14 protein-coding genes and 1 other RNA gene are annotated in these 17281 nt (G+C 34.8%); 3 read left to right on the top strand and 12 right to left on the bottom strand.

The window, feature by feature from the left end; translation table 11 throughout:
• Positions 1–465: 465 nt before the first annotated feature.
• A complete protein-coding gene (gene fliK, locus BUB90_RS12455) occupies positions 466–2361 on the top strand; it encodes a flagellar hook-length control protein FliK (RefSeq protein WP_073288174.1) in 1896 nt (631 codons plus the stop codon).
• A gap of 157 nt (positions 2362–2518) precedes the next feature.
• Here the strand turns inward: fliK and BUB90_RS12450 are convergent, their stop codons facing one another.
• On the bottom strand, positions 2519–3265 hold the full coding sequence (locus BUB90_RS12450) for a hypothetical protein (RefSeq protein ID WP_073288172.1): 747 nt from the start codon (positions 3263–3265) through the stop codon (positions 2519–2521).
• A 260-nt stretch (positions 3266–3525) separates the two neighbouring features.
• Between BUB90_RS12450 and rnpB the strand changes: the two genes are divergently transcribed.
• An RNA gene (gene rnpB, locus BUB90_RS12445) (RNase P RNA component class A) lies at positions 3526–3874 on the top strand.
• A 99-nt stretch (positions 3875–3973) separates the two neighbouring features.
• Here rnpB and BUB90_RS12440 read toward each other — a convergent pair.
• From BUB90_RS12440 to BUB90_RS12395, 10 genes are all read right to left on the bottom strand, one after another.
• Entirely contained in the window at positions 3974–5635 is a 1662-nt protein-coding gene (locus BUB90_RS12440; protein WP_073288170.1) for a nucleoside kinase, read from the bottom strand.
• 12 nt (positions 5636–5647) lie between these two features.
• Positions 5648–6421 carry a Nif3-like dinuclear metal center hexameric protein gene (locus BUB90_RS12435; protein WP_073288168.1) on the bottom strand — a complete coding sequence of 258 codons (774 nt, stop codon included), beginning with the start codon at positions 6419–6421 and terminating at the stop codon, positions 5648–5650.
• Positions 6411–7112: a tRNA (adenine(22)-N(1))-methyltransferase gene (locus BUB90_RS12430; RefSeq protein WP_073288166.1), complete on the bottom strand. Its 702-nt coding sequence runs from the start codon at positions 7110–7112 to the stop codon at positions 6411–6413. The genes BUB90_RS12435 and BUB90_RS12430 overlap by 11 nt, the downstream gene beginning before the upstream one ends.
• A 228-nt stretch (positions 7113–7340) precedes the next feature.
• Positions 7341–8252 (bottom strand): LysR family transcriptional regulator, encoded by a 912-nt coding sequence (locus BUB90_RS12425; protein ID WP_073288164.1) that lies wholly within the window; start codon positions 8250–8252, stop codon positions 7341–7343.
• Between the two features lie 193 nt (positions 8253–8445).
• Positions 8446–9567, bottom strand: a complete 1122-nt coding sequence (gene rpoD, locus BUB90_RS12420) for an RNA polymerase sigma factor RpoD (protein WP_073288161.1) — start codon at positions 9565–9567, stop codon at positions 8446–8448.
• 32 nt (positions 9568–9599) lie between these two features.
• The gene (gene dnaG, locus BUB90_RS12415) at positions 9600–11372 is read right to left on the bottom strand and encodes a DNA primase (RefSeq protein ID WP_073288159.1); all 1773 of its coding nucleotides are present in this window, start codon (positions 11370–11372) and stop codon (positions 9600–9602) included.
• 22 nt (positions 11373–11394) lie between these two features.
• Entirely contained in the window at positions 11395–12426 is a 1032-nt protein-coding gene (locus BUB90_RS12410; RefSeq protein ID WP_073288269.1) for a deoxyguanosinetriphosphate triphosphohydrolase, read from the bottom strand.
• A gap of 461 nt (positions 12427–12887) precedes the next feature.
• The gene (locus tag BUB90_RS12405) at positions 12888–13031 is read right to left on the bottom strand and encodes a FeoB-associated Cys-rich membrane protein (protein WP_073288158.1); all 144 of its coding nucleotides are present in this window, start codon (positions 13029–13031) and stop codon (positions 12888–12890) included.
• 60 nt (positions 13032–13091) lie between these two features.
• Entirely contained in the window at positions 13092–15140 is a 2049-nt protein-coding gene (feoB, locus tag BUB90_RS12400; protein WP_073288156.1) for a ferrous iron transport protein B, read from the bottom strand.
• Positions 15140–15370 carry a FeoA family protein gene (locus BUB90_RS12395; protein WP_073288155.1) on the bottom strand — a complete coding sequence of 77 codons (231 nt, stop codon included), beginning with the start codon at positions 15368–15370 and terminating at the stop codon, positions 15140–15142. Before BUB90_RS12395 ends, feoB begins: the two co-directional genes overlap by 1 nt.
• A gap of 277 nt (positions 15371–15647) precedes the next feature.
• Here BUB90_RS12395 and BUB90_RS12385 point away from each other — a divergent pair, with 277 nt between their 5' ends.
• On the top strand, positions 15648–16433 hold the full coding sequence (locus BUB90_RS12385; protein WP_073288152.1) for a Cof-type HAD-IIB family hydrolase: 786 nt from the start codon (positions 15648–15650) through the stop codon (positions 16431–16433).
• A gap of 88 nt (positions 16434–16521) precedes the next feature.
• Here BUB90_RS12385 and BUB90_RS12380 read toward each other — a convergent pair whose 3' ends face one another.
• Entirely contained in the window at positions 16522–16989 is a 468-nt protein-coding gene (locus BUB90_RS12380; RefSeq protein ID WP_073288150.1) for a hypothetical protein, read from the bottom strand.
• Positions 16990–17281: the final 292 nt, after the last annotated feature.

The raw sequence follows: 17281 nt of genomic DNA, 5'->3' as shown, positions 1-17281 counted from the left end.
TATAATGGTGTCGAAGCGTAAGGCGATAATTTATAGTAATCATAATATAGATATACTAATCCTCCAAAAAAGCATATTAATAATATTGTTCCAATACCAAACAAGATTTTTGCTAAAACTGATTTCAATATTGAATACTCCTCTCCGCATCTAATTATTTACATTTATTATATAACCTAACATACCAACTTTCAATAATATATTACGATGTCCATCGCTCCCTTCTATACAATACCATAGCTCGTGGTCATACTTGTCCAATCTTAATATATATTGTATACTTATATATCTAGGTATATAGTCCGATATATATAATATCAATGGACTTGATTACGTAACTCTAGAAACACACTTTAAAGTAACTTAGTTGCGCAGCGTGTTTCGTGCACTATCAAGAAGACTGTAGCATATTAACAGCCTTCCGTAACTTCGCACTCACCTAAGAGCTTGAAAGGAGCAGCAACGATGAGTTTATCAAATAATGCAATTGGAAATGTTAGCTCGAATCCAAGCAACATGACACCAAAGAAACGTCCATCTTCTGGACAAACCTCTACCTTCCAAACAACAGCCGGCTCCTCTTCTGGTGCGACAAATACTGGGAATAGTAATCTTAGTTATTCTGCAACTGGACAGATTCTGATAGATAAAGGCCAAATTATCCGCGGAGAAGTTACTGATATTAGGAATGATACCGTATCAATCAAGGTGGATCTGGGTGAGACCATTACCTATCCACTTCAAGGAGACCCTGAGCTTACCATCGGCCAGACTGCAACCTTCAAAGCAGTTGAGACAGAAGATGGAATTGCTCTTCGTGCGATATCGGTTAAACCATCACAAGCTAGATTAGCTACGATTAACAAAGCGTTAGAAGAAGCTGGTTTACAAAAAAGTGAGCGAAATCAAATGATTGTATTGGAATTATTGGATAATCATATGTCTATCGACAAACAAACCATTCAAAAACTCTTCCAGCAATCTTTACTGAATAAGAATGCTTCCATAGGTACTCTTGTTCTTATGAATAAACATAATATACCTATTACGAATGAGACATCTACACAATTTGAAAACTATCGAAATTATGAACACCGATTAAGCAAAGAAATAGGTTCAATAGCAGAAGATATTCCAAAACTTCTAGACAAGGTAAGTACTTTTACTACAGCAAAAAACTTCCTCGCAATTAATGATGGACTAATGGACATCTTCTTAAGAGATACCCATGGGGATACAGATCTGCCTTTATCTTCTGTTATTCGCTCAAAGAGTGAGGTTTCTACCCTATTAGATATCCTAAGACCTTTTGCACTAACAGACTCTTTAACCGAAGCGATCCAAAATCAAACCGCTTCCCTCCGTGAGGTTATAGATTGTATTCAAAAAAGCATCACAATAGCAGAACAAATGGATCTTGAATCACAGAGCTCTCTAGTAGAGATAGAAGCTACCGCCAATAAAGTGCATGCACCGTTAACAGATATGTTCCAAGCTCCAATTATTAGACATATTCTAGATCATTTTACAAATCAGCAATTTAATAACAATGAATTATCAACCTTCTTAAGTCTACAAAATCGTCAAACACTAGCTTTAGCACTTGCTGACTTCCCACTATCGCAAGATATTCGTGAGGGTATAGTAAACGGACAGGTTGGAACGAATACCTTATTACATGCTATTAAAACCGCTCTACCAGCTACGAATTCTCCAGATGCCAAAACCTTGTATTCCACTCAAGTTTATCAATGGGTATTAAAAGAACACATTCGAAGCTCCATGTCGTTAACAACGAATGATATTGCGGACAATAAGGTGAATGATTACTTTGATACGACGTACAATCAGATTACTGCTTTGAGAGACTTCTTGCAAAATACAGGTTTGAAAGATGTGTTTTCACAATTAAGTGGAACAACACAGAATTTTCAAGAGAATCTGGAATTTATGAAAGTAATAAACCAACTCTTTCCTTACGTACAGTTACCAATCAAGATGAAAGATCAATTCGTTCATAGTGATCTATATGTATATACGAAAAAGAAGAACTTACAAGAGAATCCAGATAGTATAAGCGTCTTATTACATCTAGACATGGATAACCTAGGTCCTACTGATATCCACATTAATTTAACTCGTGGTAATGTGGAGGCCAAATTCTACATGTCAGATGATTTTTCAACTAGTCTTTTAAGAAATAATATTGACTTATTAGAAGACGCTATGGCTCGCAATGGATATTTACTTCAAACAGAATTTATAGAACGTCAGAAGGAAGTAGATATCGTTAAGGATATCATAGAAAGAGATCAACCTACCTCCTCTCTTAAACGTTATTCCTTTGATATCCGTGCATAACCTTCAAGAGTTTCTCTATAATAACTCTCAATAGACCGGAAAAAGGCTCAAATAGCAAATATCCCTTTTGCTATTTGAGCCTTTTAGTCCTATAATTAATTCGATAATCCTGCTAGTCTAACATATTGGTTACATATCATAGACCTATTAACTTATATCATTTATACAAGGCTATAATTTCTTTTTGATTTTGATAATATTCTAACTCTTCACACCAACAAACAAGGCTATTTAATATGCTTTTTGATGCATATACATATTTTTCTTTTAATTCTTCAAGTGATAGATTATTCATTCTACAATCAATAAAAATCTCTCTTGTTTCATGGAACAACTTTTTCTTCGTATCTTCTTCCATATAATTATATATTACTGTCATTCTAGGTTCTAAATCTAGCATTAACTGCTGTTCAAATCGATTCATATCTTTATAATTTAAAGATTCCTCTAATATATTAAATAATCGATTATGCGCTTTATTCGGGATTCCCGCATGTATTCCAATCAATGCAAATAATCCTTCTAACGAATAGATGTCTAATCCATATGTATTAATTCCATACTCTTCAAACGTTCCCGCTATAACATGAATCGTCTTTCTCATCGTATGTTGCTGTAACTTATTAACCTTGTTATACATAGCTTCATAACTTTCCTTTTCTATGTTTGCATAACGCATTGAAAATACCCACGTGACTAAAGTAACAAATCTGTACTTCTCAATTATAGCCAAATCATTCTCATATCGCTGAAGCCCCTTTGCTTTCAGCGAAAGGAAACAAAACTCCTCATAAGTAAGTTCTAAATCACCAATAATTCGGTAATCTTTCTCTTCATCTCTAAGCTCCTTTTCAAGTAGTCGCTCAATTTCCAGTAAAGTTAAAGGTGTTTGTAATAAATTCATAATTTCTCCTCCTTTGTCCCCAAATGGTCACATTTTATAAAATATAATTCTGCATATAATCTATAATAGTATGTATTAATTACTTACTACCAAATAACATCCCGCTTATATATATATGTCCAAATTCTAGATAAAATGTTAAAAACTTACATTTTTATTGTATGAAATTTAATACAAGTATTTCTTTGGTTTAATTTTCTGGATATAAATTATGATTTTTAATTTACAACTTGTCTTATTCATGATAGAATATATCCTTGTGAGTAGCACAGATGATTGCGCCTATTAGCACCGAAAGGTCTTAGGTGAGGAAAGTCCGGGCTTCACAGGGCAGGGTGCCGGATAACGTCCGGTGGAGGTGACTCCAAGGCTAGTGCAACAGAGATATACCGCCAAATTCGTTTGGTAAGGATGGAAAGGTAGCGTAAGAGACTACCGCATTCTTGGTAACAAGAATGGCTATGTAAACCCCACTCGAAGCAAGACCGAATGGAGAGCGATACGGTTGCCCGCCGTGCTTTCGGGTTGGTCGCTTGATCTTACTGGTAACAGTAAGACTAGATAGATAATCATCTAATACAGAACTCGGCTTATAGTGCTGCTCACATGAATAATAAGAATATATTTCATTACTATAAAAGTAACTGCTCATTCTCTCAATGATTTGAACAGTTACTTTTTTATTACGACCGTTCTCGGGAACTTCTCTTAATCTACTTTAAAATAACTTCCCCCAACGAATTCACGTATTATAGAATTACGTGGTACTTCTTCTGGGCTAACACCGATGAAATAATCTAAGAATTTTAATAGGCGTTTTGCTTCTACATATTCTGTACATTCACGGTCAATCCCAAATAGAATTGGCTCCGCGTATAGTTTAAGAATTGCTAACTCATAGATTAGCGCCGAATTGAACATGACGTCTGCTTCTTCTTGGAATGGGAAGATATTCTCTTCTTCTCCTCTTCGAACCGATGCCCACATTGCTATTGTATCTTTTGCTGCAATTCCTCTTGTTCTTGCATCTCTTACCATTCTTCGTATCAATCTACCATCAGTTGTTGGAATACGATTATGCTCATCGATATTCAACTGCGTTAAAGCACTTATGTAGATCTTGAATTTACTTTCTTTTGGAAGAGAATGTGACAACTTATCATTCAAACCATGAATGCCTTCAATAACTAATATATCATCCTCACCAAGTTGTTGATAGTTTCCTTTATATTCACGTTTACCTAACTTGAAGTTGTAGGATGGTAACTCAACTCGTTCCCCATTCAATAGCTTCATCATATCATTGTTGAATTGTTCTATATCAATTGCTTCTAAACATTCAAAGTTAGGATTACCCTCTGCATCTAAAGGTGTATTCATACGATCTACAAAGTAATTATCTAGAGCGATTGGTAACGGGTTCATTCCATGTGTTCGAAGTTCAATGGATAAACGATGTGAAAAAGTTGTTTTACCAGATGAAGATGGACCAGAAATCATAATAAATTTATTGGTTCGATTCGCTACAATCTGCTCTGCTATCTCACCAATTTTCTTTTCTTGAAGTGCCTCTTGAACAAGGATTAAATCATTAATTCCACCCTTACAGATTACATCATTAAGTGCTCCAACCGTTTCGATTTTCATCGTATTGCCCCAACGATTCGATTCTTTTAAAACTCCGAAAAGCTTGTGTCTTGGCTCAAACGGTGGTACCACTCTTGGATCTTCATCACTAGGTAATTGCATAATTAACCCATCATCGTATTTATATAATTTGAAATATTGTAACATGCCAGTTCTCGGTGGCATATACCCATAGAAATAATCTTCAAATCCACCAAGTTTATAGATATTCGCTTTCGATACACGTCGATAACGGAATAATTTTTCTTTGTCATACATACGGTAATTTTTGAATAACTCTATTGCTTCATCCGTTGTAATACTTCTCTTTTGGAATGGTATATCATCTGCTATGATTTTTCTCATACGTGCTTCAATTCTCTCAATTAATGCTTCATCTAATATAGCATCTGATTTAATCTCGCAGTAATAACCGGATCCTATTGAATACTCTACCAGTACTTTTTCTACATTCAGATTTCCTATTTCATCATGAATTGCCTTTAGAAGCACCAGTGTCATACCTCTTTTGTATGTTTTTCTACCAGCAGAATCTTTTGTAGTCACAAATCGCACGGTACAGTCTTTGGTAACTGTTTTGAATAATTCTCTAAGTTTGTTATCAACAAATGCAAGAATAATATCCTCTTGATAGTCTTTTTGAAAATCTTTGCTTATCTCCAATAGACTAGTATTTTCTTCGTAAACTTTGGTCTCTCCATTAATAATTACATTTATACTCATATATAATCTCCTCTATATATTTTTAAAAGGTGATTGCTCCTTTGCCACCATAGCAGTAACGTTACTCACATCAAGATGAGCAGCTAGCCATTCAACCATGAATCGCTCTGTGCCATAGTGTCCAGCATCAATGATACAAAGATTTCTCTCAATCGCATCAAGCGCTTTATGATGTCTTATATCACCTGTTATAAGAACATCCGCCCCTCTCTCTATGGCATGTTCAATAAAATCTTCTCCTGAACCTGTAGATATTGCAACCGTTTTAATATCTTTGGTTAATTCCCCAACTACACGGACCCCATCAAGATGAAACTGTTTTTTCACCTCGTTAGCTAAATCCAGTAAAGTTATTGTCCTAGTTAGCTTACCAAAACGTCCAATTCCAACATGTAGGTTATTAGATTCTATCGGTTCTAATGCGATAGTATCCTTTAGTCCTATCATAGCTGCTGCTTCATCCGCCATTATAGCAATATCCATATTGGTATGCATCGCGTAATATGCTATGGAATGATTCATCATATTCAGGATTCGTCTACCAATAAAGTCATTGCTTGTGATTTTCTTCATCGGTGAAAAAATCAACGGGTGGTGGGTTATTATCATATCACATTGTTGTTCAATCGCCTGTTCAATTACTTCTGTAGATGGATCTAGGGCTATAAGTACTTTGTTCACTTGCTGTTCTTCATCCCCTACAATCAATCCAACATTGTCCCATTTTTCTGCATAATGAACAGGTGCTATTGTCTCTAGTTGTTTTATCAAATCTCTACATTTCATAATATCGTAATCCTTCTACTATATATTCTAATTGTTGTTTTACTTCATCTTCTCTCTTCTTCGAATGTTCTGTTTGCATCTTAAGTAACTTATGCAATATTCCCTCATAGGTTCCTTTTTCTTTGTTCAAGAACTGATATAAAATCTCATTCTTATTCTTGAGTAATAAGGCACCATATTGATAACACACTTCATCAGAATATCTTTGATGACCTTCTGCCTTTGTTGCACGCATCATCACGTAATATTTTCCTTCATCTATAACCATATTCTCATCTGTAATCTGATAACCAATCTCATGGAGGTATTTTCTTACCAGAAAGATTTCTGATTGTGGTTGTAAGATTAATTCAGAACAAGACTCCACTACTTCTTTACTATCCGATAATATCTTAACTACCAGTCCACCACCCATTCCTGAGACAAGTAGTGTATCAACTTCACCAGGCTCTATCTTCTTAGCACCATCTGACAATCTAGTCTCAATGATAGAACTGTAACCATACCTAGCAATATTCTCTTTTGCGCGTTGTAGTGGTCCTTTGTTTATATCGCATGCGATTACTTTGGAAGCAATTTTATTTTCCACAAGATATATTGATGTATATGCATGATCACATCCTATATCTGCTACACGATTATTCTTAGTTACTAGTGCAACTGCTGCACCAAGTCTTTTTGATATTTGCATCTCGTACCTCTTCAAACTGGCACCTTTTCCCTTGCATTCATTACACTTGTAATATTCCATGTAATTACCATTATTATAACACTTATGTAGGAAAAGTTCCATTTATTCTATATTAATTTATCTTGAATTTCTAGTATTTTTAGTTTTATTACTAAATTATTATTCATTTCCAGTTATTATTATGATATATCTATTATAATTCGTTAATCTGATACACAATTTGTTTAATTAAACCATCTTAATTAAACTTTTTATAGATTCTAAGGGCTCAATTGCCTTTATAATCTCCATTATAGCTCGCATAGATTCTGTCATATATTTATCTTTGTGGTATATAACACTAAATTGTCGGCTCCAATTGCAGCCCTTAACTAATCTAGCACATAAAGTTTGATTCTCAATTTCATCCCTCACCAAACGAACGGACATAACAGATACACCAAGATTATTCGCAACTGCTTTCTTCATAACCTCTGGCGTGTTACATTCCCAACCTATAGTAACTCTACTCTTCATCTGTGCCATACTAGATTCGAATAATTCTCTTGTACCACTACCTAGTTCACGCACAATAAAATTCTCGTTCACCAATTCTTCAATTGGTATGATATCCATCTTAGCAAATCGATGATTTGGACTACATACTAAAACTAGAATATCCTCTATACAAGGTATAGAAACAATATCTAAGCTTTTCACTTCTCCTTCTACTAATGCAATATCTAATTCTGATCTTAATATTCTACTTACAATCCCTCTGGTGTTATCCGTATATACATTAACCTGCGTATCTGGTGATTTGATTGCCATAGTCGCAGCGATATCTGTAATTAGACTGTTAGCTACTGTAATAGTTGCGCCAATACGTAATGTTTGAGTATGCTTACGATCAAACATTCTCTCTTCTAATTCATCAAATGTTTGTACTACTGTTCTTGCATACCGAAGTAGTTTTTCCCCATCTTTTGTAATGTATAATTTCTTAGATAATCTCTCAAACAATAATACATTATAATATTCTTCAAGTTCTCTTATGGCCTGACTTACTGTGGGTTGAGAGATATAATACTTTGCTGCAGCCAAACTCATCTTTCCTGTATCAGCCACTTCTATAAATAATTTCAGATGACGAAGAGTCACTATATTTCCCCCTTTCTAATTCTACCCTGTAAACGTCACAAGCAACGCTTATAATACTCTATAACATAGTATCACTTTTACTAAATACAGTAAAGAATAGTTTCTTTCACACCAATAGGAGGAAAATCCAGAAAACAAAAAAGCCTGGGATGAAGGTTCAGATTCATCTTTGGCTTTGTTATACCTGTTTATTCTATTCTAGATAATCCTTTAGTTTTCTACTTCTGCTTGGATGACGGAGCTTACGAAGGGCTTTTGCTTCTATCTGACGAATTCTTTCTCTTGTTACATTGAATTCTTTTCCGACTTCTTCAAGTGTCCTAGCTCTACCATCATCTAAACCAAAACGTAAGCGTAGTACCTTTTGCTCCCTCTCAGTTAACGTACTTAGTACTTCTACAAGTTGTTCTTTTAGTAATGTAAATGCTGCAGCCTCAGCTGGAACCGGCACATTATCATCTTGAATAAAATCACCAAGATGGCTATCTTCTTCCTCACCAATTGGTGTCTCTAATGATACAGGTTCTTGAGAAATCTTTTGAATTTCACGAACTCTCTCTACCGGTAACTTCATAACCTTAGCAATTTCCTCTGGTTGTGGTTCTCTTCCTAATTCTTGAAGCAATTGACGCTGAACTCTGATTAACTTATTGATTGTCTCAACCATATGAACAGGTATACGAATCGTCCTAGCCTGATCCGCAATTGCTCTTGTTATTGCTTGACGAATCCACCAAGTTGCATACGTACTGAACTTGTACCCTTTCGTATAATCGAATTTTTCAACAGCCTTTATAAGTCCAAGATTACCCTCCTGAATTAAATCAAGGAACTGCATGCCTCTTCCTACATAACGTTTTGCAATACTAACAACAAGACGAAGATTTGCTTCTGCAAGTCGTTTTCTTGCCATCTCGTCTCCTTCTTCCATTCTTTTAGCAAGCTGTATCTCTTCATCAGCGTTAAGTAGTGGTACTTTACCAATTTCCTTAAGATACATACGAACCGGATCTTCTACGCTAATGCCTTCTGGAACTGAGAGATCAATTTTTTCAAGATCATCAATTTCCTCATTATCTTCTAGAAGGATATCTTCTGGAACAATATCCTCTTCTTCCTCATTCGATGTAATTCGTAGTACGTCAACCCCATTTTTTTCAAGATAAGAATAGATTTTTTCAATCTTTTCTTCGTCGATATCAAAGTCGGCAAAAAAATCATTAATTTCCTGATATTCAAGAACGTTCTTCTTGGATTTTGCAAATTCAAGGAGTTCTTTTAATTTCTCCGCAAACTTTGCCATATTTTCGTCCATAGTAGTCCACCTCTTCCTAATCTGTTAATATTCTAACCATCAATAAGAGAAATATGCAATTTTTGTAAATCTACCTGTTCCTTTATTAAACTTTGCATTTGCTCAATATCTGTAACATTCCTACTTCTTAGATCTAAGCTATATTTTTTAATACGGTAAACTAAATCATTCAGTGCCTTTTCTTTCTCAAGCATACTCATCTCTTCTTGAAATGTAGTACTAAACAAAGAAGCTACTTCACTTTGTTCTTCTTTACTTTCAAATTGATTAATTATCTTTGCAGGTATAACTTGTCCTTGCTCTTTATACTGCTGAAACAGCATTCTAGCAACCGTTTGATACAATTCCCCGTCAAAATCCTTCTCACTAATTACTCCATTTAATTTCTGGAATAACCTGATATCTTCTATCATCCAGGTCAATAGTAATTTACTAGCTTGTTTCATACTATCTTCCGCTGTAACTCTCTTATTACTTCTTTCCTGAACCTTCTTAATGACTGTTTGCGTAGGAACCAATGTAGCTCCATAATGATTCACTAATTTGCGAAGGTTATCAAATCCTACATGGTATTTGCGATCCATTGCTTCGATATAATTATTTCTTTCAATTTCTTCTGTGAATACTAATAATTTCTTAGCAACCTCATTAAAGAACTTTGTTTTTTGCTCCGGATCGTTCAAATCATAATCTCTTTCCAAAACTTCGATTTCAAAATAAAAACTATTCTGGGCCTCATCAATTCGCTTCTGGAACTCGTCGGCTCCTAGCGCCTTAATGAACTCATCTGGATCCTTATAAGGTTGCATATTAATAACCTTAATACTAAGCCCCGCTTCCTTCAATATAGGAATCGCTCTAAGTGCTGCCTTCGTACCAGCACCATCACTATCGTATGTCAGTAATACCTCACTCGTATAACGTTTCAGCAAATTGGCTTGCAAGCCAGTGAAAGCGGTACCTAAGGATGCAACTGCATTGTTAAAACCTGCTTGATGTAATGCGATAACATCCATATAGCCTTCGCAGATAAGCATATTGTGCTTTCTTGATGTTCTGGCTACATTCAAACCATATAAATTCCTACTCTTGTCAAACAGTAATGTTTCAGGTGAATTCAAGTATTTGGGTTCCCCCTCTCCCATAACACGACCACCGAATCCAATTACTCGATTATTTACGTCCATAATAGGAAACATAACTCGGTTCCAAAACTTATCATACGCTCCTTTTGTTTCATCAATGGACACCAATCCGGATTGTTTTAGAATTTCATCACTATAGCCTAATTGTTTTAGATACTGATATAAATCATTGCTATATTTATTAGAATACCCAAGACCAAACTTACTAATCGTTTCATCGCTGAGCTTACGGTTTGTCAAATACTCATATGCTATTGTACCGCGTTCTGATTTTAACTGATAGAAGAAATACTTTGCCGCCTGTCGATTAATCTCTAACAACTGCCCTTTCAAATCCTTCTTCTTCTTCGCTTCTTCACTATATTCTTGTTCTGGTAATGTAATATTCACTCTCTCAGCAAGATACTTAAGAGCTTCAACAAAAGAATAGTTCTCATATTCCATAACAAATGTGAATACATTACCTCCTACTCCACAACCAAAGCAATGGTACATCTGCTTTTGTCCACTAACACTAAAGGAAGGGGATTTTTCATTATGAAACGGACATAGTCCCATATGATTATTTCCAGTACGCTTTAACTTTACGTGCTCAGAAACAACGTCAACTATGTCATTTCTCTGTCTAATCTCTTCAACTAAATCCTCTGGGTAATACATCAGATTGCCATTCCTTTCTAAGCTAATAGATTCCCCATGAACCTGGAATCATTAATTCTTTAAATTTACTTATTGCATAACGATCCGTCATTCCCGCTATGTAATCACAGACAACTTGTTCTACTGATTCTTTCGTTTTCTCCATCATCTCAATATACTCTTCTGGTAACTCATTCATATGTTCTACATAATATTCAAATAATTGTTTCACTAAGTTTTCTGCTTTCTTTTCTTGGCTTTTCGCTACTTTATTCGTATATACACTACGAAACATATATTTTCTTAACGATAGCATTGCCTCCTCAACTTCTGGTGACATTACAATATCATTCTTACCTTCACTGTGAATTACTATATCATGGATAAGTGTATTTAGACGTTCTCCCGAGCTATGTCCTAAGATATCCGTATAAATACTTGGTATATCTTCTTCTTTGATTATCATGCCACGAATGGCATCATCAATATCATGATTGATATAAGCAATCTTATCTGACAATCGTACAATCTTACCTTCTAACGTAGACGGCTTTCCACTTGTTTGATGATTCAGTATACCGTCTCTGACTTCTTTTGTTAGATTCAATCCTTCTCCATGTTTTTCAAGTAGTTCCACCACACGAATACTTTGCTTATGATGTTCGAATCCATCTCTACAAGCTTCGTTTAGCGCTCTTTCTCCAGCATGCCCAAATGGGGTATGCCCAAGATCATGTCCAAGGGCAATCGCTTCAGTTAAATCTTCATTCAGACGTAACGCTCTTGCTATAGTACGAGCATTCTGTGCTACTTCAAGGGTATGTGTCAAGCGGGTTCGATAATGATCCCCTTCTGGTTCAAGGAATACTTGAGTCTTATGTTTTAATCTACGAAATGCCTTACAATGTAAAATACGATCGCGGTCTCTTTGATATACAGTTCTTAGGTCACAAGGTTCTTCTAAGATATCCCTTCCACCAGATTCATCACTAAATGAAGCGAATGGACTTAGGTTTTGATGTTCTCTGAGTTCTTGTTTTTGCCGTAGATTTAGCCCTCTTTCATTCTCTAACATAATTTCCGCTTGTCTTAATTGTTCCAATAACTTAAGATTTTTATCCATTTGATAAAACCTCCCTAGCAAAAGAACTTGCCTATTACTATGTATATTCTACGTAACGATAGAATTTTACTTTTTATATCGTGTTAAATACTTATATTATACTAAATATTTTCAAATTTTTAAAGAGTTCTTTCAAAAATAACATTTTTTTATAGCAATACAGGTAGAATAACCACGATATTCTACCTGTACTTGTTTCATTATTCTAACTTCGCACTTGAAGATTTTTAGGAGTAGTTAATTGTTATATTCAACGAAAAACACGCTCTCGCTTAGCTTCACACGTAGCAGTACTAAGATTTCGCAATGCGAAATCAAGTGCTGACGTGTTCAGATAGTTTTTCTTATGAACATAGCAATTCCCTACTCTAAATGATGTTATTATGTGCGAAGTTTGAGGTCAATTATTCATATTACTTTGTGTGACACTTCTTTGCCGAAGGGCAATCGGAACATCCACAACTGCAGAACTTTCCTGCCTTCATTTCTTTTACTTTCTTTCTTATTACAAATGCAGCATATACCACTATTGCTGCTACTATAATGATTGAAATCATATTACGATCAGGCTCCTTTCCAATCTTATTATACACTAGACAATTGCAAAGCCTCGAATCCTATATAAACAAGTTCGCAACTTGGAAAAACAATACAGATACTATCCAAGCAACAATGACCTGAAATAATACCGCGAATACGGTCCATTTTGTTGATTTCATTTCTCGTTTCATTGTTGCTATTGTAGCAACACAAGGTGTATATAATAAAACAAAAATCATCAATGCATAGGCGTTCACTGCGGTAAAATTAAACCCGCTTAAAGCATCCATTAAAGCACTCTTGCTACCAGAAGAAGCAATATTCCCTATTCCAAACAAAATTCCAAGATTAGATACCACGATTTCTTTTGCCGCCAATCCTGAAATTAGTGCTAATGCGATTTGCCAGATTCCTAACCCGGCAGGTATAAGCACAGGTACTACTAACTTACCAATTCCTGCTCCAAAGCTCTTTGATATATCTGTTACAAAGCCATGAGGACCTACATTCAATATAAACCACATAATAATAGAAGCTACGAAAATTGTTGTTCCCGCTTTTGTTAAATAATCTTTCACTTTATCCCATACATAAATAATAATCGTATGAAGATTTGGTGTCTTATATTCTGGCAATTCAATTAATAAGGAATTCTTCACTTTCTTCTTCTGTAATTTCGTCATTACGAAAGCTACGAGAATAGCCACAACAAGACCAATTACATACATAGAAAATGCTGCTACTACTGCATATTTTCCAAAGAATAAATCCGAAAACAACACGTATACCGGTAGTCTAGCACTACAAGACATAAACGGGGTAACAAGTATTGTCTTCCTGCGGTCAGTGGTATCTTCTAAAGCACGAGTTGCCATAACAGCTGGTACACTACAACCAAAACCTAATAACATCGGTATAAATGCACGACCTGAAAGACCTATACGCCCCATAATTCCGTCCATAATATACGCTACTCTTGACATATACCCACTATCTTCTAAGAAAGCAAGCGCTAGGAATAATATGAATATATTCGGTAAGAAGGTCAAAATTCCACCAACTCCAGCGATAATTCCATCCACCACTAACGAGATGACCATATCATTGGTATGTAACCGTTGCAATACGGCTAATACACCGTCAGAGAAACCTGTTATTCCAACTTCAAAGTACCCTTTCAACCAATCTCCTACAGAGAATGTCAGAACGAAAACCATAGCCATAATTCCAAGGAATATTGGTAATCCTAAATATCTATGAGTAAGAAAATAATCGATTTTATCTGTATTCGCTTCTTTTACCTCTTTATTAACCACTACTTCTTCAATAATTTCTTCAATGAAATCGTATTTTTGATTAATGATATCCGATTCATAGCTTCTAGTAACAATATCCGAGAAATCAATATCTATTTTTTTGCAGATCTCTTCATCTTGTTCAAGAATCTTAATCGCATGCCATCTGGGATTTTTAAGGTCTGGATCATACGCTAGTAGTCGTTCCATAATCTCATCGATCTTATCTTCGATTTCGTCACTATATACCAAAGCAAATTCAGTATGATGACTATGTTTATGAGCACTATGTTCTATATCACTATGATGGTGCTCAAGATTACCATCGTTAAACTTCTTTTGATGATGCGCTACTGCATGCATCAAGATATCTAAACCGGATTTTTTACGTGCAGATACTGGGATAACAGGAATACCAAGCATCTCCGGTAAACGATGAAGGTCAATCTCCATACCTCTTTCTTTCACAATATCCATCATGTTTAGTGCAAGTATGACAGGCTTTCCAAGTTCAATTAATTGTAACGTTAGGAATAGATTCCTTTCAAGACAGGATGCATCTGCAACGTCAACGATTACATCCACACTATCATCTAATATATATTCCCTTGAGAGTTTCTCTTCTAATGTATATGATGTCAGACTATAGATGCCTGGCAAATCTACTAATCTAAATTGATGGTTATGATACCGAAAGGCTCCTTCTTTTTTCTCAACTGTAACCCCAGGCCAGTTAGCAACCTTTAACTTAGCACCGGTGTAGGCATTAAATAATGTAGTTTTACCACAATTGGGATTACCTATGAATGCAACTTGTAATTCCTCTTTCATTAGTGAGCCTCCCTTTCCTCTAATATAATCTTGTCTGCAATATCCTTGCCTACCGCTAGTCTTGAACCCCTTGTTTTAAAGATAATAGCACCATTTCTTTTCTTATTAACAACCTTGATATCCGTTCCATGAATAAGACCAAGAGATTGTAATCTTCTACTCGTATTTCCATCAATCAATAATTTATCAATACAATAAACCTGATTTATTTCGCCTTCTAATAGTGTCATTTCCGCCTCCTTATTGAGAATGATTCTCATTCGTTTTAAGTATAGTACACAGTATACCATACGTCAAGTAAATTCTGTATTATAAGCGATACTTCAATCAGCCTTGTTTATATCGAAACTATTGAACCAAGAAAAAAGTTGAATCTTGTCGCCTAATATGCTAGTATTTTCAAAGATAACAAACATTTTACTAATGTATGCAATTGTGAAATTCTTTGCGTTGTTGATAAACATATTGCAATTGCAACTATTACTAACGAATAATGAGGAGGCACCCTTGAATAAAAGTATATTATTTTTTGACATAGATGGAACCATTCTAAGCGAAAAGACACATGTCATCTCCGAGGATACAAAAGAAGCAATTGAAGCTGCTAGGAAAAATGGTCACCTCGCTTTTATCAATACCGGTAGAACTTTAGAAGAACTAGACCACCGTATTCTTTCCCTTGAATTTGATGGATATGTATGCGGCTGTGGTACTTATATTATGCATGCAGATAGGGTCCTTTTGAACAATTTATTAACCAAAGAATGTATGGTGTCAGTCCTTAAGGATATTAAAGAATGTAAGCTTGAAGCTTGTCTAGAAGGCATCACTACTGTTTATTTTGATTCCAATTCTACCAATACTAGGATTTGTGAATTACGAGAATCGATGAAAAACAGAAGCATCAATCTAGGAACTTTTGATGACGAGAATATAGAATTCACTAAACTTACTATATGGATACAAAATGATAGCGATTATAAGACCTTCTATCAAAGACAGAAAGATACCTTTACCTTTATTGACCGAGGAAACCAGTTCTTTGAGATCGTACCAAAAGGTTTCTCCAAAGCAACGGGCATCCAGTTTTTATTAAATTATTTTAATTTGTCATTGTCTGATGCTTATGCTTTTGGTGACAGTTCCAATGACTTACCAATGTTAGAATATGTATCAAATAGTGTTGCCATGGGTAACTCAGACCCATCTCTTTTCCCACTCGTGTCCTTTGTGACAAAAGATGTTGATGATAATGGGATTCGATATGCTCTAGAGCATTATAAATTAATCTAAACACTATAATACACTAAGAAAGGCTCTTGCAATGAATTGAACTTTGCAAAAGCCTTTCTTATATTATCTATTTATCTCTATTTATTATCTATAATGCTTTCTTACGATATCCTTTTAACAACTGATCAAGTACCGATTTATATACAATTATAATTCTCGCATCTATATAGCAGAATTTATTAGCGACATATTCATAAGTCTTATATAAAAAACAGCAACTCATCAAAATAATACTTACCATTGTTACCCAAGGGACTAAATCTCTGGTTATTAAGAAGAATGCACCAGCTAAAAAGACAATCAGGATAGAAAAATACGTCCTACTAATCTTCACCACCATAAGCATAGATTCTGTTAACCGATCAAACATCTTCTTTAAAGATTCCAAATCCTTATCTTTTAAATTATTATATATATCATTATAGATCTCTTCATTCTGAAGATTACGATAATCAAAATTCTTTTCCAGCATCTTTTTATGGTAACTTCCTACATACTGGTCATATTTTCTATCACCAAATTCTTTACGAATTAGCTTTCTAAAAACATTCACCATATCTTCACCACCTATTACTTATTAATAAATCTTATTATAATAAAATTCTAGCTGATTTACTTTATTTCGTCAAGTTTCAATCTTCTTCTCCATGTATTATCCTCATCGCAATATAATATCTTACTTTGCAACTGCCATATTCAATACTATTATATGAATCAATTACCAAAAGTCTATTTCTTATTAGATAAAAATATTTTTATAAAATATAGTATCTCCTGTCTGCCAAAAATCATTAATTGTAAGTTTTGTAAAATCTGCATTCTTTTGTTTTTTGTTTATTAACGAAACG

The sequence above is a fragment of the Anaerosporobacter mobilis DSM 15930 genome (assembly GCF_900142955.1).
Lineage (GTDB): Bacteria > Bacillota > Clostridia > Lachnospirales > Lachnospiraceae > Anaerosporobacter > Anaerosporobacter mobilis.
This window is presented reverse-complemented; position numbering and strand designations above follow the sequence as displayed.